This window comes from Streptomyces sp. PA03-3a, from assembly GCF_033792735.1.
Lineage (GTDB): Bacteria > Actinomycetota > Actinomycetes > Streptomycetales > Streptomycetaceae > Actinacidiphila.
The window spans coordinates 71,002-95,469 of record NZ_JARAVM010000014.1; the positions used below are offsets into that span (position 1 = coordinate 71,002).

Consider the following 24,468-nt stretch of genomic DNA (forward strand, 5'->3'; position numbering starts at 1 on the left):
GCGCGGAAGGTCTTGAGGGTCAGCGCCGGGCGGGGGCTGCTCCGCCGGCGTGGGCGGCACCGTCGCAGGGCGCCGCGGGCGGGATGGCGAAGTTGCGATTGAAGACGTTGTCCGGATCCCATGCGGCCTTCAGGGCGCGGAGCCGGGTGAGGACGGGCTCTGGGAACGCGTCCGCTAGACGGGCCGGGTCGGTGTCCGTCTCGAAGCTGGGGTACATGCCGTTCAGGTGCGGGTACAGCCGTGCCCAGTGGGCGTTCATGCGGCTGACATGGCTGGAGGCGGTGGCGGCGATGACGGAGAAGTTCTGGGTGCGGTGCGACCAGGCCATTGCGTCCTCCGGGATGTCGTGCACGGCGCCGCCCATCGAGCGGAACTGCATGACCATCACGTCGCCCGACTTCATCGCCTTCTCGACGATGGCGGCGGCCTCCGGGGTGATGTGGTCCAGCAGCCCGCTGCGGGTGTTTCCCAGGCCTTGGCCGCGGTGCTGGTTCTCGGGCGGGGCGACGATCAGGTGGTACGGGACGAGCTGCGCCTGCTGGTCCAGGACCGGGCCGGCGCCCATGAACGGGGTCAGGGCGTTCTGCGCGTCCTCGGTGTCGTCTCCCGCGTAGACCAGGGTGATCTGTGCGGTGACCGGCCCGCCGCGGCGGCCGGGGAACATCGATATGAAGCTGGTGATCTCCCGCGGGGCGGCTTCGACCAGCCGTCCCCATTCCAGGAGGAAGTCGGCCGTGTTGGTGGCGTCCACGACCAGCGTGGCGTAGGCGACGTTCTCGACCTCGTACGCCTGCAGTTCGAAGGCGGTGACGATGCCGAAGTTGCCGCCCGCGCCCCGGATCGCCCAGAACAGTTCCGGGTGGTGCTCGGCGTCGACGCGCAGCCTGCGGCCGTCGGCGACGACGATCTCGGCGGCGGTGAGGTGGTCGATGGTCAGGCCGTGCTTGCGGGCCAGGTAACCCAGACCGCCGGCGGTGGCGAGGCCGCCGACACCGACGTCGCCGTAGTCGCCGGAGCTCATGGCCAGCCCGTGAGGTGCGAGCGCGCGGGCCACATGTCCCCAGCGTGCGCCGGGGCCGACGCGGATGCGTCCGGTGGTCCGGTCCAGGACCTCGACGGAGTTCATCTTCGACAGGTCGATGATGATGCCGCCGTCGTTGGTGGACCGGCCGCTGATGCCGTGGCCGCCGCTGCGTACCGAGAGCGCGACGTTCTGGGCGCGCGCGTAGGCGAGGGCGGCAACGACGTCGTCTGAGTTCTCGGCCCGGATGACCAGGGCGGGCGATCCGGGATGGATATAGCTGTGGCGGACGTCCTCGTAGGCGGGGTCGCCCGGCTCGACGACCTTCTGCGCCAGGGATGCGGGGACCGCGTCGTAGTCGATGGTGTCGCGCCGCCCGGCGAGGACGACAGCCGGTCGGTCGGGCACCGTGCCGGTGCCGGCGGGGGCGGTCGACCGCTCGCGGGCGACGGCCTCACGCAGGGCGGGAGCCACCTCCTCGCCGAAGGTCCGGATCAGCCGGGTGTCGTCGCGGCCGATGAGGAACGCCGAGAAACCCTGCTCCAGGACCAGCGGAAGCAGTTCTTCGACCCACTGTCGCGGCGGGCCCTGGAGGTGACCGCGCCGTGTGGCGGTGAAGTCCACGCTGAAGAGGTTGAGCAGGCGCCGGATCTCCTTCGGGTCGCGGCCCTTCTCGAGGGCGGCGTCGTCGATGATCTTGTTCGCCTCCGCCATCCCCGGGGTCCGGAGGTATTCCAGTGTCGGAAGCCAGCCGTTGGCCTTGCGGCCTGTCAGGCTCAGCATGCGCGGTTTGTAGGCGCCCAGCCACACGCTGATGTCGTGAGAGGGGCGCGGCCCCCGCTTCATCGACGGGACGGTGTAGTGCTCACCCTGGAAACGCAGGGAGCCGCGCTCGCCGCTGTCCCAGGCGCCGCGGAGGATGTCGATCGCCTCGTCGAGAGCCTCGACGCCCTGCCCAGGGCTCAGACGGGGTCCGCCCATGCCGTGAACGGCGTCGGGGAAGGCGCCCGCGCCGAGTCCGAGTTCGAACCGGCCCCCGGACAGGAGGTCGATGCTCGCCGCCGTCCGGGCGAGCATCGTCGGTGGCCGCAGCGGCAGGTTCGTGACGTTCGCCGATACGTGGATGCGGCTGGTTCTGGCCGCCACCCAGGTCAGCAGCGTATAGGTGTCGAGGAAGTCCGCATTGTACGGATGATCCTGGAACGTGGCGACGTCCAGCTGGGCAGCCTCCGTGAGTTCCGCAAGCGCCACGGCTCGCGCCGGGTCCTGTGCGGTGGGGGTGATGAATGTGCCGAGCAAGAGCTCGTGGCCGTAGTCGGGCATGCACGTCCTCTGGGTGGGCTGTCAGGCAGTTCATCTGCCAAATATATGGTATCGAAAGCAACACATCTCTGAAGCTGCACATTCCTGGCGTCTGGGCGAAGAGACGGACGACTACCGCGGGGCACCGGCGAAAGGTCGCCGCATGCCGCGGCTGCGGGGGGCAGAACACCTGGCGCGCGGTGATGGGTCAGGCCGTGGAGCGCCGCCGGCCGCACCGTTCGCGCGCATTACGGTGCGGCCGATGATGTTGCACCCGATGGTTACGAGGCGGTGTTGCCGTGGGCAGGCTGGTCGCCGGCCGGTGAACTGCCGGCACGGTCCGGGGCGTGCATGCTGGCGAGCAGGCGCAGGCGTTCCTCGGAGGCGCTGCCCGGCTCCGCGTGGTAGGTGATCAGCGTCTGCCCGGCGCCCGGGATGAGCAGCTTTTCGTAGCGCAGTTCCAGCGGGCCGGCCTGGGGGTGGCGGAACAAGGTGGTGCCGCTGGTCTTGTGCTTGACGTCCTGGCGGGCCCAGAGGGTGCGGAAGCGTTCGCTGCCCAGGGTGAGCTCGCCGACGATCTCGACGAGTCGCGGGTCGTGGATGTCGGCGCCGACGATGGAGCGCAGGTAGGGGACGACGCGGGCGGTCATGTCGTCCCAGTCCTGATAGAGCTCCCGCATCTCGGGTTCCAGGAATGCGGCGAGGATGCCGTTGTGGCCGGGGGCGTTGAATGGCGAGAGCGCGATGGCGAGGTCGTTGGCGGCGAGTATGTCCATGTACTTGCCGTGGACGTATGCCGGAGTGAGCGGCCAGGAGTCGATGAGGGTGCGAAAGCCGTCGCTGACCTTCTCGGGCCTGCGGGGCCGTTTGCGCTGCGGGTTCTTCCGTGCGGCGATCTGCAGCAGGTAGGCCGTGGCCTCCTCGTCCAGTCGCAGGGCGCGGGCGATGCTGCGCAGGACCTGCTCGGAGGGATTCTTGTCGCGGCCCTGTTCCAGGCGGTTGTAGTAGTCGGAGCTGATTCCCGCGAGGAAGGCGACTTCCTCGCGGCGCAGCCCCGGGACGCGCCGGTTGCCTTGATCGGGAATGCCGGCCTCGTCGGGTGAGATGAGCTCCCTGCGGGCGCGCAGGTAGCGACCCAGTGCGTTGGCGTCTTCGGTGGCTGGCATGTTTCCAGCGTACGAAGGCATGCCGGTTCCCTGGGTGGCCCTGCCGGTCCCGGTCTCAGCCCGTCCTGGTCCGCCTGCCGGCGTTCGGTGCAGCCTGGCCGCACAGTCCGCGAACCAGGAGGAATGCATCACATGTCCCAGCTCTTCACCACCGAGTTCAACCGCGACAGCACCGCCTCCGAGGTGATCGAGGGCGTCGACCTGGCCGGCAGGCGGGTGGTCGTCACGGGGGCCAACTCGGGCATCGGCGTCGAGACCGCCCGCGCTCTGGCGACCGCCGGTGCCGAGGTCACGCTCGCGGTGCGCCGTCCCGAGGCCGGCGAGCAGGCCGCAGCTGACCTGCGCAAGGCCACGGGGAACGACGCGATCCACGTTGCCCGCCTCGATGTGTCCGACCTGGAGTCGGTACGCGCCTTCACCGCCGCCTGGCAGGGCCCGCTGCACGTTCTGATCAACAACGCCGGAATCATGATGCCGCCGGAGCTCGAGCGCGGCATCGCCGGCCACGAGCAGCAGTTCGCCACCAACTACCTGGGGCACTTCGCCCTGACCCTGGGACTGCACCGTGCGCTCGCCGACGCCGACGGTGCGCGCCTGGTCTCGGTGTCCTCCGGCGGCCACCTGTTCTCTCCCGTCGTCTTCGACGACATCGACTTCCGCTTCCGCCCCTACGACGCACTCACCGCCTACGGGCAGTCCAAGACGGCCGAGGTCCTCCTGGCCGTCGAGGCGCAGCGCCGCTGGTCCTCCGAGGGCATCACGGCCAACGCTCTGCACCCCGGTGCGATCGCGACCAACCTGCAGCGCCACACCGGCGGCCTGCGGACACCCGAGCCGTACCGCAAGACGGTCGAGCAGGGCGCCGCGACCACCGTGTTCCTCGCCGCGTCACCCCTGGTCGAAGGGGTCGGCGGCCGCTACTTCGAGGATGTCAACCAGGCGCCGGTCGTCGACGCCCGTCCCACGCAGCTCGGTGTTCCCGGCGTGGCCCGCTACGCGCTGGACCCGGCGAACGCCGAGCGCCTGTGGGAACTGGCGAGTGACATCGTCCGCTGAGCGCGGCGGTCCGGCGCTCGTGTCCCATCCGCTCCGACGAAGGAACCACGCAATGAAGGTGACCATCAAGAAGATCGGCTTCATCGGTCTCGGCGACCAGGGCGGCCCCATGGCCGAAGCCATCGGCGAGCACGGCTTTGAACTGCATGTATGGGCCCGGCGCCCCGCCTCGCTGGCCGCGGTGGAGAAGGTCCCGCACACCGTTCACGACACCGTCGCCGACCTCGGGGCGTCCGTCCGGATGATCGGGTTGTGCCTGCGCGACGACGCCGACCTGTGGGACGTCCTGGACGGACAAGGCCTGCTGGCCGCTGTCGCTCCCGGAACGATCATCGTCAACCACGGCACCGGCGACCCCACCGAGGCCGTACGCATCGCCGAACACGTCGCCCGGGCCGGAGGGATCTACCTCGACGCACCCGTCAGCGGCGGCAGCCCCGGCGCCCGCGCCCGCACCCTGACCACCTTCACCGGTGGGTCCCGGGACGCCTTCGAGGCGGCCCGGCCGGTGTTCGCCACGTTCAGTGACACGGTCAAGCTGATGGGACCGGCCGGCGCGGGCCAGTTCACCAAGCTGTTCAACAACGCGCTGACCATCACCAACATGAAGAACGCCGAGGACGTCCTCGGCCTGGCCGCCCAGGTCGGTCTGGACGTTCCGGCCCTCATCGACGTGGTCTCCGCCAGCAGCGGTGGCAGCGCGGCGCTCCGCGCCCTGGGCGGCGACATCACACCGGAGCTGGCCGAACACGTCCACACCCTCATGCACAAGGACATGCACCACTTCGCCGACGCCGTGCGCGCGGGCGGCGGTGACCCCTCAGAGGTGCTGGAACGCGGCCTCGCCGGCGCCGCGGGCCTGGTCGAAGCGGCCCGCATGGTGGCCCGTACCCGCAGGAGCGCCACAGCCCAGGGGAGTGACCAGTGACCGCCGAGATCCCGGCGACCAGCCGCGCGGCCGCACTGACCGCCACCGGTGAAGCACTGCGGGTACTGGACGTGGAGATACCCGCGGTCATCGAGCGGGACGCGCTGCTGGTCCGCATGACCGCCGCGACGTTGTGCGGCACCGACGTACATGTCGCGGACGGCTCAGCGGGTGATGTCGGCGGCGCACTTCCCCTGATCCTCGGGCATGAGATGGTGGGCCGGATCGCGGCCTTCGGCGACGGTCCGCGTACCGACTCGCTCGGCCAGCCACTCGCGGAGGGCGATCGGGTCGTCTGGACCCACGGCATGTGCGGCCGCTGCCGCGCCTGCGTCATCGACGGCGAGCCGAGCCTGTGCGAGAACCGGCGCCGTTACATGACCGAGAGCGCTCACACCTACCCGTTCCTGCACGGCGGCTTCTCCGAATACGGGTACGTGTACCCGACCGCCGGCAGGGTCCGCGTCCCGGACGATGTCCCGGACGCGGTGGCCTCCGCCGCGGCGTGCTCGCTGCGCACGGTGATGCACGGCTTCGAACGGCTGGGCCGAATAGCCGCGACCGACACGGTCGTGGTGCAGGGCGCCGGACCGGTCGGACTGTTCGCCGTGGCCAAGGCGGTCGCCGAGGGTGCGGGCCGGGTCATCGTGATCGGCGGTCCCGCCGAGCGGCTCGAGGTCGCCGCCCAATGGGGCGCCGACGTGTGTATCGACGTGGCCGAGGTCACCTCCGGCACGGAGCGCGCAGCGATCGTGAAGGACCTGACCGACGGCCGGGGCGCCGAGGTCGTGCTGGAGATGTCCGGTGTCCCGTCGGCCTTCCCCGAGGGCATCGACATGCTCCGGCCCGGTGGCCGCTACCTCATCGTCGGCCAGGCCCATCAGCGCGACGTGCCGTTCAACCCCAGTGTGATCATGCACAAGCAGGCGACGCTGATCGGGTCCCGATCCGCTGGCGTCGACCACTACTGGAAGGCCCTGGACTTCCTCCGCACCCACGCGGACCGCTTCGCCTGGGACGCCCTGCTCTCGAACCGGTACCGGCTGGACGAGATCAACACGGCGTTCGAGCGGATGCGTACGTGGAGCGAGATCAAGCCCGTCATCGCATTCGACTGGGCCTGAGGTAGCGGTGAATCCCATCCCTCCTGTGAGAGACACCGTCCCGGTCTCCCCTGCGCGGGGGGACCGGTGGCGGGTCGCCGGTCTTCTTCTGATCACCCTCGTGGGCGCCCTGGTCAGCAGCCTGGGCGCCCCGCTCATGCCGGCCATCGCCCAGTCCACGCAGGTGTCCCTGGCGACGGCTCAGTGGACCCTCACCATCACCGTCCTCGTCGCGGTGGCGATCACCCCCGTGATGGGCAGGCTTGGTGACACCCGTCACCGGCGCATCGCGGTTCTGGTGGCACTCACGCTCGTGGCGATCGGCTCGGTCGTCGCCGCCCTGGGCACCTCGAACTTCCCTGTGCTCCTGATCGGCCGCGCTTTGCAGGGTGCCGGGCAGGGCCTGGCACCGATGACCATCGCTGTCGCCAGCGACACCTTCTCCGGCGATCCCGATCGTCGAAAGCGCGTTGTCGCGATCCTCTCGATCGTCAACGCGGCGGGAGTCGGGCTGGGCTACCCCCTCACCGGAGTTCTCGCCCAGGGCGCGGGCATTTCCGGCGCCTACTGGTTCGGTGTCGCGGTCACCGTGGCAGCCCTGCTCGCCGCGCCGGCCGTCGTCCCCGCCCCCCGTGACCGCCCGGCGTCAGCGATCGACGTGCCTGGCGCCGTCCTGTTCGCCCTACCGGTCACGGCTTTGATCCTGGCCACCTCCGAAGGCGGGAAATGGGGCTGGACGTCACCGGCCACCCTCACGGCCGGCTGTACGGCGCTGCTCGTGGGCGCGGCCTGGACCTGGTTTGAGACGCGTACGGAGCACCCGCTGGTCGACCTCCGGCAGCTGCGGGTACGTCCGGTGCTCAGCGCCCACGTCACCGTGCTGCTGGCCGGGATCGGCATGTACCTGCTGCTGTCCGTGAGCACCCGCATGATTCAGGCACCGTCGACGACCGGAGGGCTCGACAAGTCCGCAGTGGTCGCCGGTCTCCTCATGCTCCCGCAGGCGCTGGGAAGTCTCGCCGCCGGATGGATCACCCGCCGACTGGGCAGGTGGCTCCCGGCACGCTGGACGCTGCCGCTGGCCGGCGTCGTGATGATGTCCGCGATGGCGTTGTTCGCCCTCTGGCGGCACAGCCTGCCGGGCCTGGTGGCCGCGATGCTCCTGGCGGGCATCGGGATCGGCATCGTCTTCTCCACCGCACCGGGACTCATCGTGGAGAACACCGGCAGCGATCAACGCGGCAGCGCACTCGGCTTCAACCAGGTCTTCCGCTACGTCGGTTACGGCTTCGGCAGCGTCCTGACCGCCGGCGTCCTGGAATCCCGCACACCGCGTGGATCGCCCTACCCCGATGACAGCGGCTATGCCGTGGCGGCTCTCGCCGGAGTGGTCATCTGGCTGCTCGTCGCCGTGGTGAGCGGCGTGACCGGTCGCCGGCGCCCCGTACAAGCCTCTCCAGGAGAAAGAACATGACCGCGACACCCGCACCCGGCGAAGCCATGCGCCTGGGGGACCTGAACGTCCGCTACCTTCCCGACGGCGTCATCCGCGCCCATCCTCTGCAGGCATACCCGGAACATGCGCACCTCGCGCGGGATCCCGAGCTGAAGTTGCTCGACGAGGACGGCATGCTGCTGCTCAGTGTCGGCGCCCTCCTCGTCGAGACACCTGCCGCACGCATACTCATCGACACCGGAATCGGGCCGCGTATCATCCCCATACCGTCCCCGGACCCCGCCCTGGCCGCGGGCGTGATGGCCGGCGGGCAACTGCTCGACAGTCTCGCGGCAGTGGGCCTTCGGCCGGACGACATCGATGCGGTCCTCCTGTCCCACCTCCACGCCGACCACGTCGGCTGGATCACCCCTGACGACGACACCACCAGAGCCACGTTCCCCAATGCCGAGTACTTCGTCGGCGTCGGCGAATTCGACTTCTGGGGTCAGCCCGCCAACATGGCACGCCTGACCGCACCGACCCCGCGGCAGTACAGCGTCATCGGCTCACGCCGCCACGACCTTCGCACCGGCGACCAGCCCTACCAGGGAATCGAGGCCCTTCTCACACCCGGGCACACCCCGGGACACGTGAGTTTCGTCCTGTCCGGGTACGGTACTCAGCGCGCGATCGTCGTAGGCGACGCCATGCACACGGCCGCCGAGATCCTGCACCCGGACATGTGCTGGACCGGCGACCTCGACCCGCAGGCCGCAGTCGCCTCGCGGCACGCGCTCGTCGGCGAGCTCTCCCGGCCCGGCACCGCCACCATCGGCCCTCACTTCACCGGGACCGTGTTCCCCACCCGCACCTGGCGGTCGGGAAGTTGCACGTGATCGGCACCGTGCGGACACTGGCCCCCGCGGCCCGGAGACTCGGCGCGCCGCGTTCCACGCGTCGCGCCGAGCGGTCCGTTCCCCTGAGGCGGTCGTCTCGCGGTGCGAGAGGCCTAAGACCGGTGACGCGGCCGGCCGCCTCAGGCGGTTCAGAACTCCAGGACGAGGCGTCCACGGACGCCGCCGGCCTCCATCTGACGATGGGCCTCGGCGGCCCGTTCGGGAGGGAAGGTGCTGGCCACGCGTAGGGTCAGCCTTCCAGCTTCGGTCAGTTCACGCAGGTCATCGAGCCGGCTGCGGTCGCCCAGGTAGTCCGGGACGAAGGCCATGTGCATACGCAGAGACCGCCGCCGCATCTCCTCGGGGCTGATGGCGCGGGATCCTTCGCCGAGGACGGTGACGATGACGCCGCCGTCATGGACGGCCGGGGCCACCACAGCCGAGCCGATGACCGCCGCGTCGACCAGCCCTGCCACTCCCGCCGGGACTGCTCGCAGGATGTGCTGGGCAACATCGGCCCCCCGCGGTACGACGATGTCGGCACCGAACGAGCGCACGAGTTCCTCATCGGCCTGCGAGGCGTCCGCGACGACGGTGAGTCCGTCCGCCTTGGCCATCTGGGTCACGTAGCCGCCGACGGCTCCCGCTGCGCCGGTGACCGCGAGCGTCTGCCCCCGTGAAAGCCCGGTCAGGTCGACAGCGAGCCGCGCGGTCAGCCCGTTCATGGGCAGGGTAGCCGCCTCGGCATGGGTCGTCCCCTGCGGCGCCCGGGCGACCTGCGCCGCGGGCAGGACGACGTATTGCGCGTAGGCGCCGCCCAGGGGACCCCTCGGGTCGGCCATGGCCATCACCCGGTCCCCGAGACGCAGATCGGTTTCCACATCGCTGCCGATCTCGTCCAGTACCCCGGCTGCTTCCATGCCGGGGATATAAGGGGGTGCGGGGGACGTGGGTCCCAGCGCGCCATTGCGCAGGTAGCGGTCGCCAGGGTTCACCGTGGCGGCGTGGACCCGGATGCGTACCTGTCCGGGACCGGCATGAGGCTCGGGCACCTCAAAGACGCGCAGGGCTTCCGGCCCTCCGAATTGGGATACTCCCACTGTTTTCATGGTTCCTCTTCATGGGCCGAAGTTGCGTATGCGTGGCAGGGAGGGGTCGTGCCCAGCCGGGGCATCCGGCCGGGTCAGCCGAAGACGTGTACAGCCCGTTCGGCTGAAGCACTTTCGATGAGGTCCGTCAACTGGTGGCCTGTGTCGGCGTAGGTGAAGGCCCGGGGCTGTGCGGGGCCTGCGCGGAGGCCGCGTAGGTGGGTGGAGAGCGCGGCGATGTTCTTGGCGGGGCGACGAGGTCGGGGATGCCGGCCGAGTACCCGCGGGACGGCGCTCCGTCCAGGCCAGGCCAGGTCTGATCGATAGCGACGCCGACGATCAGACAGATCTGCCCATGGCGACACGAACGATCTCCTCCACCGTGTCAATCAGACATGCACGGGCAACTCCCGTCCAGAGGAGCCGCCACGCAGGGCCTCGATGAGCGGCAGAGGGTTTTGCTCCCGGGCATACGTCCCGTCTGCGATGCGCAGGTCTTCCGGAAGGCGTTCATCGCCACACGTATGACTCCTCCATGTCGAATCCTCTGCGCATCCCATGGAACGGAGTGTATCTCCTCTTTGAGCGAACGATACAGATTGAACCGTGGGCGAAAAGGAGCGGATGTGCGGAGAGGGGAGGTGGCGCAGTTTTTTGACCTTTCGTTCCACTTGGGGTTTACTGGCAGAGCCACCGGAGCCCGGCGGGGCTCTGACCAGTCACCTCTCGACGGGTGTTTGCGTCACGGGCGACCCGCCGGTGAACGGACCGGCGTGCGTCAATCGCCTGTGCACCCTGGCGTCCGTGATCGTTCAACCCGGACTCTTGCGGCGCGGAGCCCACCCTATTCTTGAGCGTCCTCTCCGGAATTCGTCGCTCGGGCAAGGTGTGGACATGGCCGTTCTGGGCACCGGTATCGACGCCGCGCATCCCGACTTCGCCGGCCGCAATGGCGGCGGCGGAGAGCTGCGCCACTTACCTGGCCGTGGACTTGCGACAGCTGACGGGCACTTTGATGTCGGTTACCGCAGCGGGTCGGCAACGGAGAACGGCGGCTCGGTTGCCGCGCGCACCGTGTCGACAGTGGCGCCGCGACCTAGTTCCACCAGATGCAGGCCGTCGGCAGTCACGTCGAACACCGCCATCTCGGTGATGATCCGGTCGACGACACCGCGGCCGGTGAGCGGCAGGGTGCATTCCCGGACGATTTTCGGGGACCCGTCGCGGGCAGTGTGTTCCATGACGACGACAACCCTGCGGGCGCCGTGGACGAGATCCATGGCGCCGCCCATGCCCTTGACCATTTTCCCGGGAATCGTCCAGTTGGCCAGGTCTCCGCCGGCGGACACCTGCATGGCGCCGAGGATCGTCGTGTCGATGCGGCCGGAGCGGACCATGCCGAAGGACGCCGCCGAGTCGAAGTAGGCGGCGCCGGGCAGGACGGTGACGGTTTCCTTCCCGGCATTGATCAGGTCCGGGTCCACCTCGTCCTCGTGCGGGTAGGGGCCGACGCCGAGGATCCCGTTCTCGGCGTGCAGCACCACGTGCACTCCGGGGGGAAGGTGATTGGGGATCAGAGTGGGCAGGCCGATGCCGAGGTTCACGTACTGGCCATCGGTCAGTTCCCTGGCCGCGCGTGCGGCCAGCGCGTCGCGCAGATCGCCGCTGTGGGTCCCGGTGGTCGTCACTGTTCCTCCTGCGTCGTGTTTGCGGTGGGTGTGGCGTGTCGAGGGGGTGAGTCAGACGTCGTTCGGCACGCGCACCGTGCGGCGCTCGATGCGCTTGTCCGCGACGTCGGCGGCCACCACGCGGTCGACATAGATGCCCGGCAGGTGGATGGCGTCGGGCGGAATCTCACCGGGCTCGACGATCCGGTCGGCCTCCACCACGGTCGTCCGGCCGGCCATGGCGCACAGCGGATTGAAGTTGCGGGCGGCGGCGTGGAAGACGAGGTTGCCGTGCCGGTCCGCGACCGCCGCCCGGACGAGCGCGAAGTCGGTGGTGATGGCCTCTTCCAGCAGGTACCGGCGGCCGCCGAATGCCCGCACTTCCTTGGGCGGGGAGGCGACCGCCGTGCTGCCGTCCGGCGCGTAACGCCAGGGCAGGCCGCCCTCTTCCACGAGGGTTCCTGCACCGGCCGGGGTGTAGAAGGCCGGGATGCCCGTGCCGCCGGCGCGCAGCCGCTCGGCGAGGGTTCCCTGGGGCACCAGCTCCACCTCGAGCTCGCCTTCCAGGTACTGGCGGGCGAACTCCTTGTTCTCCCCGACGTAGGACGAGGTCATGCGGGCGATGCGGCCTGCCCGCAGCAGGAGCCCCAGGCCGCCGTCGTCGACACCGCAGTTGTTGGACACCACGGCCAGACCGGAGGTGCCTGCGGCGACAAGAGCGGAGATGAGGGTGGAGGGGATGCCCGAGAGCCCGAAGCCGCCGACCGCGAGGCTGGCGCCACGGGGGATGTCGGCCACCGCGTCGTGTGCCGAGCCGACCACCTTGTCCATCTGACGTTCCTTTACTTCGGAAATGGGTGCGCGCGCGGGATCACCGCCGTGTTGGCACACGGCTGGAGCAGGTGCCGCCGGGCACCTGATCGGCGGCACACGACCTAGCGGGGGGCCGTGGGAGCCATGAGCACGGGGTTGCGGAGCCGGCCCAGCCCCTCGATCTCCACGGTGACCACGTCCCCGGAGCGCAGATATCGGCCGGTCGCCAGGGCGACGCCGCCGGGTGTCCCGGTCAGCACCACGTCGCCGGGCAGCAGGGGCGTCGTGGCCGAGACATGCGAGATGACTTCCGGGACAGAGAAGATCATCTCGCTGGTACGGGAGTCCTGGCGCACCTCGTCGTTGACGTATGTGCGGATCGCCAGGTCCAGGTCGGTGCCGGTCTCGTCCACCGTGACCAGTGCCGGACCCATGGGCTTGAAATGCGGGAAGGACTTTCCCCTCCGCACTCCGTCGATGTCGGTGACGACGCCTTCCGTCATCGCCGCCAGTTGCACGTCGCGGGCGGAGACGTCGTTGACCGCGATCAGCCCCGCGACGTGGTCCCACGCCCGTCCCACCGGGATGTCCCGCCCCGGCCTGCTGATCACCACGGCGAGTTCTGCCTCGTAGTCGACCTGCGAGGGGGCCTCGGCCGGCAGCCAGATGGGGTCGTGGGGCCCGGTCGCGCTCATGCCCGTCACCGTGATGAACACCGGGGCGGTGGGGGTCGGCATGCCGGCCTCCGTCACGTGATCGCGGTAATTGGCTCCGGCGATCACCACCGTGCCCGGAAGCGCCACCGGTGACAGGAGCACCGCGTCATGAATCGGTATTCGGCTGCGGACACGGGCGCGTCGGGCTCGTTCGATGCCCTCCGACAGCAGATCGGCGACATCGAGGTGGGGGAGGTCCAGCAGGGCGAGTTCATCACCCTCGCCACGTGCCAGCCCCGCGGTCGTGCGGTAGAGGCGCACGGTCATTCACCTCCCGCGACGATGTCCACGACCCGCCGGGCGATAAGCCAGCGGCCGTCCTCGCCCTTGACGAACCGGTCCGTGAGCAGCGTCACCGCACGAGGCAACGGGGCAGCGCCCGCCCGCTGGTCTGCTTGCCGGTACAGATGCAGGTACGTCTGCGCCTCCGCCTCAGTGGGCGACAGCAGCCGGAACGACGAGGCGGCCGGGACGTGGACTCCCTGCTTGGCGCTCTCCTCCTGCCGGGCCTGCATGGCCGCGGTCAGCCCGGCTCCCGAGAAGGACGACGGACCCATCACCAGTTCACCGTCCGGGGTGAACAGTTCCACGGTGCGCGCGGCCTCACCGGCGTCGACCCATCGGAAGATCGCGTCGATCACGTCCAGGCACGCCACCCGGGCCCGCAGGGCCGCAAGGTCGGGTTCGGTACCAGGCTGCCGCTCCGTGGCGGTGGTTGGTTCGGCCATCACTGAGCCTCGTCTTCGGGATTGGGGTGTGCGTCGTTGAGTGAGCCTTCTCAGTGGCCCCGGTGGGGGGGGTGACGCCCCGGGCGTGGCAGACACGCCCGCGATCCGGCGCGTGGGGCGCCGCCCACCTGAATGCCGGCTCACCCGATGGGTGGCCGTTGCGGCAGGATCAGTGGCCGAGGGTCCAGGCGCCCTCGGTCAGGCCGAGCTTGTCCGTGTACATGGCCACGAGCAGGTGGTCGCCCTTGAGTTGCGCGACCGAGGTATCGTCGAGCAGATCCTCCTGGTGGACCAGCCAGCCGGTGCCCTTGCCCGGGCCGAAGGGCACGACGAGGTGCGGGAAGGGGTCTGCGAACGTGGCGTCCTGCCCCTCCTTCTCACCGACGATGTGCCGCCGGATGTTCTTTGCGGCCACCTCCGCCTGCAGGTCGGCGAGGAACGCGGTCGGCAGGCCGAGATCGGCGATGTCGCCCACCGCGTAGACGGTCTCGTGATCCTCGACCCGCATGTCGTCGCCCACCCGCACGGTTCCCGAGGTGTTTCGGGCCGCTGCCAGGCTCCCGGCGAGATAGTCGGAGGGCACCGCTCCGCCGAAACAGCGCAGCCACAGGTCGGCCTCGATCGTCTGGCCCGTGGTGGTCTGCGCCGTGAACGGCGCCACCACCCCAGCCGGCGCCTCGGGCAGTTCCGTGAAACCCTCTCCCAGGCGCAGGTCCACTCCGGCCTCGGTGATCATCTTCCGCAGTGCCGTCCGCAGCTTTTCGGGGTAGTTGCCGCCGAGCACGTCCGAGGAAGGATCGAGGAGGGTGACCTTCTTGTCCGGCCACTGCGCCAGGATCTCACCGGCCATCTCGATACCGACCGCACCCGCGCCCAGGATCACTGCGTGGTCCGCCCGCTCCAACTCCTTGGCGGTCCTGGCGTAGTTGTCCTTGGACCTTTCGCTGCTCTCCTCCCCGTCCTTGGCCGGGAAGGGGTACCGCGATCCGGTCGCCAGCACCAGGAAGTCCGGACGCAGGACCTCACCCGAGACCAGTTCGACGCGGCCGGGCTCGACTCGCGCGGCCCGATCGTGCACCACGCTGCCCCGCGAGAGCAGGCGTTCGTAGGACATGAAGATGTTGGGCGCCCAGTCCGGCTGCACCGCCGCGCGCAGTGAGCCGATGTTGTGGCGGAAGGAGTCGCGCGGCTCGACGAGGACGACGTCGGCGATGTCGTCCAGCTCCCTGGCCGCACGGATGCCGGCATAGCCGCCTCCGATCACCACGACACTGGGACGGCTGTCGGATTCCTGGGACATGTGCTGTTTCTCCAAATCGGTGGTCACGGCCGCACGTTCGTTTGCTGCAGCTGCGGGAGCTGCTGGGATCCCATGCGTGGTGTCGCGTTTCAGACCGTCTCGATGAGCAGCGACGGTCGGCACATGACGTCCCGCCGGGACATCAGCAGCGGGGGAGGGGAGGCTGGTGCGGCGGGCGGCTGTCCGTCCGGGATCGTCCGCCGCACCAGCCAGGGCCCGCGCGAGGGTCGCCGCGGGCAACCTGCCTCTCGTATCCCGCACAAGTACGAGAGGCAGGTGCTCTTAGGAGGTCACCAGGTCGGCTTGACCAAGTCCTCGAAGGACTCGCCGGCCCGGAAGCGCTGCACCAGGTCGTCGAGGTCGATGGGGGCGCCGCCGGGGCGGCGGAGCCAGACCTCGCCCTGCATGAAGTCTTCGGCCTCCTCAGCCGTGGTGAAGTTGTCGATCTGCAGTTCCACCAGGTTGTCCTCGGGGTCCCGGTAGTACATCGAGGTGGTCACGCCGTGGTTCATCGCCAGAACCGGCCATATCTCGGCGGCGGCCAGCCGCTCGTAGGTGTCCAGCAGTTCCGGGAGCGTGTCGTAGGTGAAGGCGATGTGGAACAGCCCCGTGGCAGGACCGGCGAGCGCCTGGAAGATGTCGGTGTCCGCGGTGACGGGGGCGGGCTTCTCCTGCTTCACGATCGGTCGGACCGGCTCGGCCCGGTCGGGGTTCTCCAGGTCGCCCATATTGGCCAGCGCGATCCGGTGGTGCTCGTCGTCATAGGTGATGAAGGCCGAAGCCGGGTCCTCGTGCATGACCTTGCCGTCGAGCACGGTCACGTACCACTCCCGCATTTCCTTGAGGTGCTGCGTCCGCAGGACCACATGTGCGAGCTTGGCAGGAGACACCATCGTCTTTCCTCCTTGTGTTGGGACGGCCATCGGGTCGGACCGGCGTTGTCCGCATGCTTGGGGCGCGGCCGCGCCCGGCTGAAACTGCCGCCAGGGCTACGGTGGGGCCCCGTCAGCGAAGACCGGCACCCCGGCGGTGCCGCACGGCAGAATTGCGTGAGGCACGTGAGACGGCTTGTGCAGCCCGAGCCGTCACCGCGACCTGGACGTGTTCGCCGTCGGCCTGTCCCCGCCGTCATCCGGACTGCCGCGGTGACCAGCCGTTGCGTCAGCGTCGGCGGACGGGGCGGCCGGCCGGTGAGGGCCGGATGTGCTCGGTCATGCGTCCCATGGTGAGGCCGTCGGCTTCAGCGGCCAAGAGAAACATTAGGCGCTAAGGAAAAGTAAGTGCCTGCTTCGCTCGAGGCGCGCAGTCCGCCGACGCCCTTCGGGGGTGCGGTGCGGCGCGATCGCGTCGCGGAGGCCGCCTTGCGCTCTCCGCGAGGCGGCGGAGCGCGCCACGGGTCGGCAGTCCCGGTGTGACCGGGGCCTCACCCGCATCGGACAGACCTGTCTGTTAGTTTTGCCGGGAGGGGCCCGCCGGGCCCCGGCGAGGACCACGGTGAACACCATGCCCACGACGGTGAAGCGCCCCCCGGCGCGCGAGCGCATACTGACCACGGCCGAGGCGCTGTTCGCCGCCCACGGCCTGCGCGGTGTGGGCGTCGACCGGATCATCGCCGAGTCGGGCGTGGCCAAGTCCACCCTGTACGTGCACTTCCCCTCCAAGGACGAGCTGGCCGCCGCGTACCTGCGCAGGGTCGACGACTCCTGGCGGGGCAGGCTGCGCGCCGCCGCGCTCGCGGCGGGCGACGATCCCCGCGAGCAGCTGGTCGGCCTGTTCGACGCGGTCTCGGCCTCGTACGAGCGCCACGGCTTCCACGGCTGCCCGTTCATCAACGCCGCCGCGGAGAGCGAGCCGGGCAGCCTGCCGCACGAGGTGACCGTGGCGCACAAGCGGGCCGTACGGGTGTGGGTGCGCGGGCTGGCCGAGGCGGCCGGCGCCGCGGACCCCGACGCGCTCGCGCTGCAGCTGACCCTGCTCGTGGACGGCACCCTGGCCGCGGGCAAGCTCGAACAGGATCCGGCGATGCCGGCCGCCGCCAAGGCCGCGGCACGCGCCGTGGTCGAGCGGGCCTGCCCGCCCACCGCCTGATCCGCACAGCCACTTCGTCCGCTCCGTTGTCGGCGTTCGCGCCGCTGACGGGGAGGTCGATCCTCCAAAAAGAACAGACCTGTCCGTTCGAAAGGAACTGTCTTGACATCCTCCCGTATGCCGGTTGGCGCCACGATGCGTGCCGTGGTGCTCGAAGAGTTCGGCGGCCCCTTGACCCTGAGCGAGATCCCCAAGCCGACGCCCGGTCCGGGCCAGGTGCTGGTGCGGATCGCGGCCAGCGGGGTGAACCCCCTGGACACCAAGATCCGCGCGGGAAAGGCCGCGCACGCCCGCAAGGCGCTGCCCGCTGTGCTCGGCCTGGACCTGGCCGGGGTGGTCGAGGAGACCGCGGCGGACGTCACCGGCTTCGCGCCCGGGGACGAGGTCTTCGGCCTGACCGGCGGGGTCGGCGACCTGCAGGGGTCGCTGGCCGAGTACGCGGCCGTGGACGCCCGGTTGCTGGCCCGCAAGCCCGCCTCGCTGACGATGCGTCAGGCAGCCGCGCTGCCGCTGGTCTTCATCACCGCCTGGGAGGGCCTGGTGGACCGGGCGGGCGTGCACGAGGGGCAGAAGGTGCTCGTCCACGGCGGCGCGGGCGGCATCGGCCACGTGGCCGTCCAGCTCGCCCGGGCCCGGGGCGCGGAGGTCTTCGCCACCGGCTCTCCGCGGAGCCTGGAGACCATCGCCGGCCTCGGGGCGACCCCCATCGACCGCACCACCACCCCGGTCGACGCCTACGTCGCCGAGCACACCGGCGGCGAGGGCTTCGACGTCGTCTACGACACCGTCGGCGGGGAGACGCTCGACGCCTCCTTCACCGCGGTGCGCACCTACACCGGGCACGTGGTGAGCGCCCTCGGCTGGGGCACCCACAGCATCGCACCGCTGTCCTTCCGCGGGGCCACCTATTCCGGGGTCTTCACCCTGCTGCCGATGCTCACCGGTCGCGGGCGCGAGCACCACGGCGAGATCATGCGGCAGGCCGCCGTCCTCGCCGAGGCGGGCGCGTTGGAGCCCCGCGTTGACACACGCCACTTCACGCTGGCCACGGTCGCCGCGGCGCACGAGCTGGTCGAGCGCGGGGAGGCCGACGGCAAGGTCGTCGTGGACGTCGCCGAGTGACGCACCGCTCCGGTCCGGCCGTCACGGCGGCCGGACCGGAGCGCATGGGTCAGCGGTGGTTGCGGGCGAGGGCTGAACGAACGCCCGCTTGGCAGCGGGCGTTCGGCCTCGGGGTCATTCTCGCTGCTGCTTGGCGACATCCGCCCAGACCGTTTTGCCGCGCCCGTTCGGCGAGCTGCCCCACGTGGTGGCGAGCCAGTCCACGATGCCCATCCCCCGCCCGTGCTCGGCGATCTCGTTCGTCGCGGGCGAGCTGGTGACGGAGGTGGGTATGGGGGGTTTGGCGTCGGTGTCCCGCACTTCGAGATGAACTCTGTCGGGATACTCGCGCAACCGCACCTCCACCTCGCTGTCGGCGTGGATGAGCGCGTTGGTGACGGCTTCCGAGGAGATGACCTCCAGGTCGTCGACGAGGCAGGAGAGCCCGCGGCGACGCAGGAAGCCCCGGACGAAGCGCCGCGCAGCTTTGACGCCCTGGATGTCGTGCCGGGTGATCGACATGCGGTCGACTCTCGGCAAAGGGGTGGAAGGATTGCCCTCGAACAGGGCCAACAGCAAGACGATGTCGTCGAAGGGGCGCGCGGAGCATTCCGTATCGACCACTCCTTGCATGATCATGTCCGCGAGCCCGTCCAGGGACCTGCGCTCCACGCCCTCGACCGACTCCAGTAGTCGACGGGCATCGACGGAGGGATCGCCGCGCCGCTCGCGGGCCAGCCCGTCGGTGTACAGCATCAGCAGCGTATCCGGAGCGATAGCGGTCTCTGCGGTGGCATAAGCGTGCTCCCCGGGCATGACCGCCAGCGGGACATTGGCAGGCGCGTCCACAGTGACGATCGTCCCGTTCGGTCCGCGCAGCAGGGGCGCCGGGTGTCCGGCCAGGGCGACTTCGGCAACGCCGAACTCCAGGTCCACGCGAACGAAGCAGCAGGTGGCGTAAAGTTCGGTGTCCAGTTCGGCCAGCAGCGTGCTGGACCTGGCCAGGACGTCGGCCGGGTCGTGCCCCTCGGCGGCGTACGCGTGCAGACTGCTCCGGAGCTGCCCCATGATGACGGCACTGTCGGCACTGTGGCCCTCCACGTCTCCTACGACGAGGCCGACTTGCCGGCCCGGAAGCGCGATGACGTCGTACCAGTCACCGCCCATTTCGGATGCGGTTGGGGGCGATTGGTAGCGGGCGGTCGCGACGAGCTCCGACCATTCGGGGAGCGTGCGGGGCAGCAGCTTGCGCTGCAAGGCGTCAATCAGCGTGTGCTCGGCTTCGGTGAGAGACTCTCGCTCCATGGCGACGGCAAGGTGGGCGGACATCATCAGCAGGAGCGTCTGTTCATCGGCTGGGAAGTCCCTGGACGTGTCGAAGCCGAGTACGAGGCAGCCGAGGACTTGGCCGCTGCCGGCGACGGGCACGACCGCCAGGGCCTCCTGGCCGGTGACCTCGGTATCGGGGTAGAGACGCAGGACCGCGTCGCGGTCCGGGAGGAAGAGTGGTTTGTTGGCGCGCAGTACATCTGCGGTGGGGGCTCTGCGGTCGAGCGGGCAGCCGTGGATGCTCCGTGCCAGTCGGGCGTTGCCGTCGTGGCCGACGACCCGCAACCGGCCCGCCTGGCCGACCACCAGGACGAGGGCATGCGCACCGAAGGGCCTCATGATCAACTCACTGGCCGCGCACACGACGCCCTCGGTGCCGGAAGCGCGATTGAGTCGAGCGGACAATTTGTGGAAGTGGTACATCTGCGAGAGCGCTGAAGAACCGGCAAGCTCGGGCAAGCCCCATCGGTGCGGACCCGCCGCCGGGCTCGTCCTCCCGAGCACCGGGACGATCATGGGTGAGGGTCTGATGGCGGCCGCCTCTTCTCGGGGCGGCAGGCTGCGCAGGTCGGCCTCCAGTCGCGCACCCACTTCGGCAAGTCCGTCCAGTAGGCGTGGCGTCGCGGCAGGCCGGGGCGGGACCCATAGTGCGGTCAACGCGCCGAAGACCCCGTCCCCGGACGTGAGAGGAACCGAGACGACGGAGTACGGATAGGAGATGAGCTGCGAGGAGGGATCCGCTTCCGGAGTCGCGACGGGCAGGCTCGACGTCACGGGGCGCCCGGTACGCCAGGCAGTGGCCGAGGCGTGGGTGCTCTCGTGGTGGATGCGGTCCGGCATGGTGAATACCGCGGGAGGCGCCCCGCCCACGGCCGCAGCGATCAGGTCCCGCTCGCCCCTTTGGGCCACGTAAACGATGGCCACAAAGGCACCGAACTCCCGCACGGAGCGTTCGAGAGCGCCCGCGAACAGCTGGTCCTGGCGTATGTCTGCAATCACGGCATGGTCCGCCAACCTCGTGGTCGGTTGATCGAGCACCGTACGACTTCCATGATGGAGCGCGAGGCGAGGCGAGGCGAGACAGGGGCCGGGTGGGGTGGTGGACGCCAGGACCACCCGCGTCTGCGGTGCCTCACTTGCCGGCCCTGAAGCCGGAGCGGTCATCGGCGCTTTCCCGGCCTGCGCTGGCCGCTGGCCTTGCCCGCACGGCGCTATGGGATCTGCGGCCCGAGAGGTCACCCCGGCCTTCGCGCATGCCGTGAGGACCTGCTGCCCAGGAGCCGCCAGGCCTCACGCTGGGTGGCGACCGCCGGATGACGTCGCACGACATGCCTTCAGGACCAGATGTCCGCCCCACCCGTGCCCGGAAACCCGTCCAGGAGCAGTCAGCGACGACCAGCCGCAAGACCTCCATCTTTATTTGCCGATCGTTCCATCAATAGGTACGGTCGGGTATGTGGCACGTACTCGCGAGTTCGACACCGAAGCCGCCGTCACCGCGGCGATGCAGGCGTTCCGGCGGACCGGATACGGTGGCACTTCCGTGCGTGACCTGGCGAACGCCATGGAGATCGGCAGCGGTTCGATCTACGCGGCCTTCGGCAGCAAGGAAGGTCTCTACCTTGCTGCACTGGACTTGTACCGGCGGCGCTACGCGCTGCCGTTCATCGAGATGCTGCGCGCCGGCGGTGACGCGAGGGAGACGATCCGTGCGGCTTTCGCGGCAGTGATCGACGAAGTGACCTGCGGTCCCGGCCAGGCGTCATGCTTGATTGTGGGGGCGGCGATGGAGCGTGCGCACAGCGATGCGCAGGTGGCCGAGCGGCTTCGAGCAACGACGCAGCTGCTGGAACTCACGCTCTTCGAGGTCATTGCCGAGGCGCAAGGGCGGGGCGAGATCCCGGCCGGTCAGAGCGCCGCAGACCTCGCAGGTTTCCTCGCCATGACCTTCCAGGGCTTGCGGGTCATGGGGGCCATAAATCCGGACCGGGCCGCGCTGACGCAGGCCGCGGAGGTTGCCCTGAACTGCCTTCGCTGACTCCGCAACGCCGGGTTCCGACCGGTCCTGTCGCCGCAACGGCAGCCGGGTATTCGCATGTCTGCTTAATTTAACGATCGTTCGTGTTAGAATGGAGGCGGGATGAACCGGTTCGGTGGAGGGATCAGGACGGAGCCCCGTCTCGCGCGTCCCGCCATCGCGGCGTCGCCGGGCCTCGATCGCGTCAGCACGTCGCGACAAGGTTCGGCGCGGGCCGCCGCAGCCGCGTGCAAGGACCGTGAAGAGCCTTTGACGCAAGCCGCCAATTGCCTCCTGGCCGGAGGGTGGGGCGCGGACCCCGTTGTCCGCTTCCTCCGGCTATCCGAGTCGTGCGTGGGTCGCGACGCGCCCGGCGAACTCCGTCACCCCTTGTGCGGCAACGACGCCCGCTTGTCCTCCCGGCTCGCCCCGGACCCGGGCCGCCGGAACCCGCGTGGCGCCCGCCGTCATGCCATGTCCAGCGCCTGATCGACGCCATCGAGCGCGCCCGCACCACCGGCACGGCGCAGACCGCCACTCACGCGGACCGGCTGAAAAAGCCCGGCCGACAACCGACACCTTCAAGGAATGCAAGTCATGTCCCAAGACGTCCACCATCCCGACCCCCGGCGCTGGTTGGCCCTGCTGTTCATCGCCGTAGCCCAGCTGATGGTCTTCCTCGACGGGGCGATCATGAACATCGCTCTGCCGTCTGCTCAGCATGACCTCCACTTCACCGACGGCGGCAGGCAATGGGTCATCACCGCCTACGGCCTGGCCTTCGGAGGCCTGCTCATTCTGGGCGGGCGCCTGGGCGACCTCTGGGGCCGCAAGAGGGTGTTCGTGATCGGACTGGTCGGCTTCGCCCTGGCCTCGGGCGTAGGCGGCGCGGCGCAGAACCTGCCCACGCTCCTGACTGCCCGCGCCCTCCAGGGCGTTTTCGGCGCGCTCCTCGCCCCCGCCGCCCTGGCGCTGATCTCGCTGGCGTTCACCGATGCCAAGGAGCGCGCCAAGGCCTTCGGCATCTACGGCGCCATCGCCACCGCGGGCGGCGCCCTCGGCCTGCTGCTCGGCGGAGTGTTCACCGAGTACACCGACTGGCGCTGGGGGTTCTACATCAACCTCCCCATTGCTGCCATCGGCATCATCGGCGTCCTGGCCGTCGTCCGTGACGCCGGCGCGCACGCGGGCCGCGGACGGCTGGACGTCCCGGGGGCCGTCCTCGCCAGCGGCGGTGCCGTCGCCCTGGTGTTCGGCTTCGCCAAAGCGGAGAGCGACGGCTGGGGCGCCGGTGTGACCATCAGCATGTTCGTCCTGTCCGTCCTCCTGCTGGCGGCCTTCGTCGTGCTGGAGGCCAAGGTGAAGTCACCGCTGCTGCCGCTGCGCGTCCTCACGGAACGCAACCGCGCGGGCTCCTATCTTTCCCTGGCCTTGTCCGTCATGTCCATGTTCGGGATGTTCCTCTTCCTCAGCTACTACTTCCAGCTGGTGAAGGGATACTCGCCGGTGCAGAGCGGTGCGGCCTTTATCCCGATGGCCGCGGCGCAGGCCATCGGCTCCACGCAGATCGGCGCCCGCCTCTCGCACCGGGTTCGGCCCGGGCTGCTGATGGGTGTCGGTTACGCGGTGTCCGGCGCCGGTGTGCTGCTGCTCGCCCTGCTTGACGTCGATTCCTCGTTCGGCTTCATCGCGGTTGCCGAGATCGTGGTGGGTGTCGGAATCGGCACGGCGTTCATGCCCGCGTTCAGCCTGGGAGCCCACGGTGTTGAGCCTCGCGACGTCGGAGTCGCCTCCGCGATGACCAGCACCGCGCAGCAGATGGGCGGTTCCATCGGCACCGCGCTGCTGAACACCATTGCCGCGAGCGCCACCACCGGGTACGTCGCCTCCCACCACGGCTCCGCATCCCTCACCAACCTGTCGCTGGTGCACGGCTACTCCACGGCCTACTGGTGGGGCACCGGATTCCTCGCTGCCGCGGCACTGGTCGCGTTCTTCGCCGTCAACGCCGGCAATCCGAAGCGCCAGTCGAAGGTCGCGGCCAAGAGCGCGGAGACCGAGCTCCAGCACGCGGAGTGACGAGAACAGGACCGGGGGCGTGCCGCGCCCCCGGTCCTGCCGTACTGCGGCCGGCGGTGCCGAGAATGCCGGCGCGGTCTGCCGACCCGCCGTCCAGCAGCGCGGACTCTCACGGCGTGTCGCTACGGACTCGCCGCCGACGTAAGCCCACGGCGGACAGGCCTGACGGCGCCTGCCGAACGGTTCAGCGGCCAGGGGCGGATTGCACACGAACATTCATGGGCGGGTTAAGGGGGAGTTCCCTGGCATCCTCGCTCGCACGGCTGCAAACGTCGGTCGCGTACTGATCCCGGCGACCCCGCGACGTCTCCCGCACTCTCCCGCTTGCGTGAACGTCAGAGGGCGCCGCTCCGGGCGGCCGTGGCGAGCAGAGGACGAGAACGTCCACCACGAGCCGCATGCGCAGTTCCGGCATGTCGTTGGCGCCGGACTCCGTTTGCGGCCCCGCACACCGGTGCCTGTGTCTCAGCCGCCATGCGTCCCATCGTGACGGCTGGTCCCTCGGTGAGGAGTATGGGGCCGTAGGTGGCGGCGGCCGTGTCCCGGTATCGCCACTCCAGGGAGTGCTCCAGGAGATGACTCACGCAGATGTCGCCTTCCAACCTGGCGAACTCGTGCGGTCGCCAGTGCGA

Annotated in this window: 19 protein-coding genes; 9 read left to right on the forward strand and 10 right to left on the reverse strand. The window is 69.7% G+C overall.

From position 1 onward, the window contains the following. Positions 1-19: 19 nt before the first annotated feature. On the reverse strand, positions 20-2,344 hold the full coding sequence (locus tag PV342_RS18675) for an LLM class flavin-dependent oxidoreductase (protein ID WP_400797643.1): 2,325 nt from the start codon (positions 2,342-2,344) through the stop codon (positions 20-22). Between the two features lie 260 nt (positions 2,345-2,604). Beyond that, entirely contained in the window at positions 2,605-3,489 is an 885-nt protein-coding gene (locus PV342_RS18680) for a helix-turn-helix transcriptional regulator (protein WP_400797646.1), read from the reverse strand. A 132-nt stretch (positions 3,490-3,621) separates the two neighbouring features. Here PV342_RS18680 and PV342_RS18685 point away from each other — a divergent pair, with 132 nt between their 5' ends. Genes PV342_RS18685 through PV342_RS18705 form a run of 5 tightly spaced genes read left to right on the forward strand, consistent with a single transcriptional unit; the run spans position 3,622 to position 8,910 of the window. Then, positions 3,622-4,545, forward strand: a complete 924-nt coding sequence (locus PV342_RS18685; RefSeq protein ID WP_500317948.1) for an SDR family NAD(P)-dependent oxidoreductase — start codon at positions 3,622-3,624, stop codon at positions 4,543-4,545. A gap of 52 nt (positions 4,546-4,597) precedes the next feature. Further along, on the forward strand, positions 4,598-5,473 hold the full coding sequence (locus PV342_RS18690; protein WP_386997324.1) for an NAD(P)-dependent oxidoreductase: 876 nt from the start codon (positions 4,598-4,600) through the stop codon (positions 5,471-5,473). After that, on the forward strand, positions 5,470-6,597 hold the full coding sequence (locus PV342_RS18695; RefSeq protein ID WP_400797655.1) for a zinc-binding dehydrogenase: 1,128 nt from the start codon (positions 5,470-5,472) through the stop codon (positions 6,595-6,597). Before PV342_RS18690 ends, PV342_RS18695 begins: the two co-directional genes overlap by 4 nt. Positions 6,598-6,622: 25 nt before the next feature. Further along, a complete protein-coding gene (locus tag PV342_RS18700; protein ID WP_500317950.1) occupies positions 6,623-8,050 on the forward strand; it encodes an MFS transporter in 1,428 nt (475 codons plus the stop codon). Then, on the forward strand, positions 8,047-8,910 hold the full coding sequence (locus PV342_RS18705; protein WP_500317952.1) for an MBL fold metallo-hydrolase: 864 nt from the start codon (positions 8,047-8,049) through the stop codon (positions 8,908-8,910). Before PV342_RS18700 ends, PV342_RS18705 begins: the two co-directional genes overlap by 4 nt. Positions 8,911-9,059: 149 nt before the next feature. Here the strand turns inward: PV342_RS18705 and PV342_RS18710 are convergent, their stop codons facing one another. From PV342_RS18710 to PV342_RS18740, 7 genes are all read right to left on the reverse strand, one after another. Next, complete coding sequence (locus PV342_RS18710; RefSeq protein WP_500317953.1) at positions 9,060-10,019, reverse strand: NADP-dependent oxidoreductase; 960 nt, start codon at positions 10,017-10,019, stop codon at positions 9,060-9,062. A gap of 1,001 nt (positions 10,020-11,020) precedes the next feature. Next, entirely contained in the window at positions 11,021-11,686 is a 666-nt protein-coding gene (locus PV342_RS18715; protein ID WP_400797667.1) for a 3-oxoacid CoA-transferase subunit B, read from the reverse strand. Between the two features lie 51 nt (positions 11,687-11,737). Beyond that, positions 11,738-12,496 carry a CoA transferase subunit A gene (locus PV342_RS18720; RefSeq protein WP_500317955.1) on the reverse strand — a complete coding sequence of 253 codons (759 nt, stop codon included), beginning with the start codon at positions 12,494-12,496 and terminating at the stop codon, positions 11,738-11,740. Positions 12,497-12,600: 104 nt separating this feature from the next. Next, positions 12,601-13,461, reverse strand: a complete 861-nt coding sequence (locus PV342_RS18725) for a fumarylacetoacetate hydrolase family protein (RefSeq protein WP_500317956.1) — start codon at positions 13,459-13,461, stop codon at positions 12,601-12,603. Continuing rightward, positions 13,458-13,922 carry a nuclear transport factor 2 family protein gene (locus tag PV342_RS18730; protein ID WP_500317958.1) on the reverse strand — a complete coding sequence of 155 codons (465 nt, stop codon included), beginning with the start codon at positions 13,920-13,922 and terminating at the stop codon, positions 13,458-13,460. The genes PV342_RS18725 and PV342_RS18730 overlap by 4 nt, the downstream gene beginning before the upstream one ends. A gap of 169 nt (positions 13,923-14,091) precedes the next feature. Beyond that, positions 14,092-15,222: an NAD(P)/FAD-dependent oxidoreductase gene (locus tag PV342_RS18735; RefSeq protein WP_500317960.1), complete on the reverse strand. Its 1,131-nt coding sequence runs from the start codon at positions 15,220-15,222 to the stop codon at positions 14,092-14,094. A 290-nt stretch (positions 15,223-15,512) separates the two neighbouring features. Further along, the gene (locus PV342_RS18740) at positions 15,513-16,115 is read right to left on the reverse strand and encodes a VOC family protein (RefSeq protein WP_500317962.1); all 603 of its coding nucleotides are present in this window, start codon (positions 16,113-16,115) and stop codon (positions 15,513-15,515) included. Positions 16,116-16,725: 610 nt separating this feature from the next. Between PV342_RS18740 and PV342_RS18745 the strand changes: the two genes are divergently transcribed. Together PV342_RS18745 and PV342_RS18750 are read left to right on the forward strand one after the other, a co-directional pair. Then, a complete protein-coding gene (locus tag PV342_RS18745) occupies positions 16,726-17,310 on the forward strand; it encodes a TetR/AcrR family transcriptional regulator (RefSeq protein WP_500317964.1) in 585 nt (194 codons plus the stop codon). A 135-nt stretch (positions 17,311-17,445) separates the two neighbouring features. Beyond that, complete coding sequence (locus PV342_RS18750) at positions 17,446-18,432, forward strand: zinc-dependent alcohol dehydrogenase family protein (protein ID WP_386997512.1); 987 nt, start codon at positions 17,446-17,448, stop codon at positions 18,430-18,432. Between the two features lie 114 nt (positions 18,433-18,546). On the opposite strand, the gene PV342_RS18755 is transcribed toward PV342_RS18750, so the two are convergent. Further along, on the reverse strand, positions 18,547-20,778 hold the full coding sequence (locus tag PV342_RS18755; protein WP_500317966.1) for an ATP-binding SpoIIE family protein phosphatase: 2,232 nt from the start codon (positions 20,776-20,778) through the stop codon (positions 18,547-18,549). A 418-nt stretch (positions 20,779-21,196) separates the two neighbouring features. Here PV342_RS18755 and PV342_RS18760 point away from each other — a divergent pair, with 418 nt between their 5' ends. Then, positions 21,197-21,778, forward strand: coding sequence for a TetR/AcrR family transcriptional regulator (locus PV342_RS18760; protein WP_400797689.1), 582 nt, complete (start codon positions 21,197-21,199; stop codon positions 21,776-21,778). 576 nt (positions 21,779-22,354) lie between these two features. Beyond that, the gene (locus PV342_RS18765) at positions 22,355-23,836 is read left to right on the forward strand and encodes a DHA2 family efflux MFS transporter permease subunit (protein WP_500317967.1); all 1,482 of its coding nucleotides are present in this window, start codon (positions 22,355-22,357) and stop codon (positions 23,834-23,836) included. Positions 23,837-24,468 lie beyond the last annotated feature (632 nt).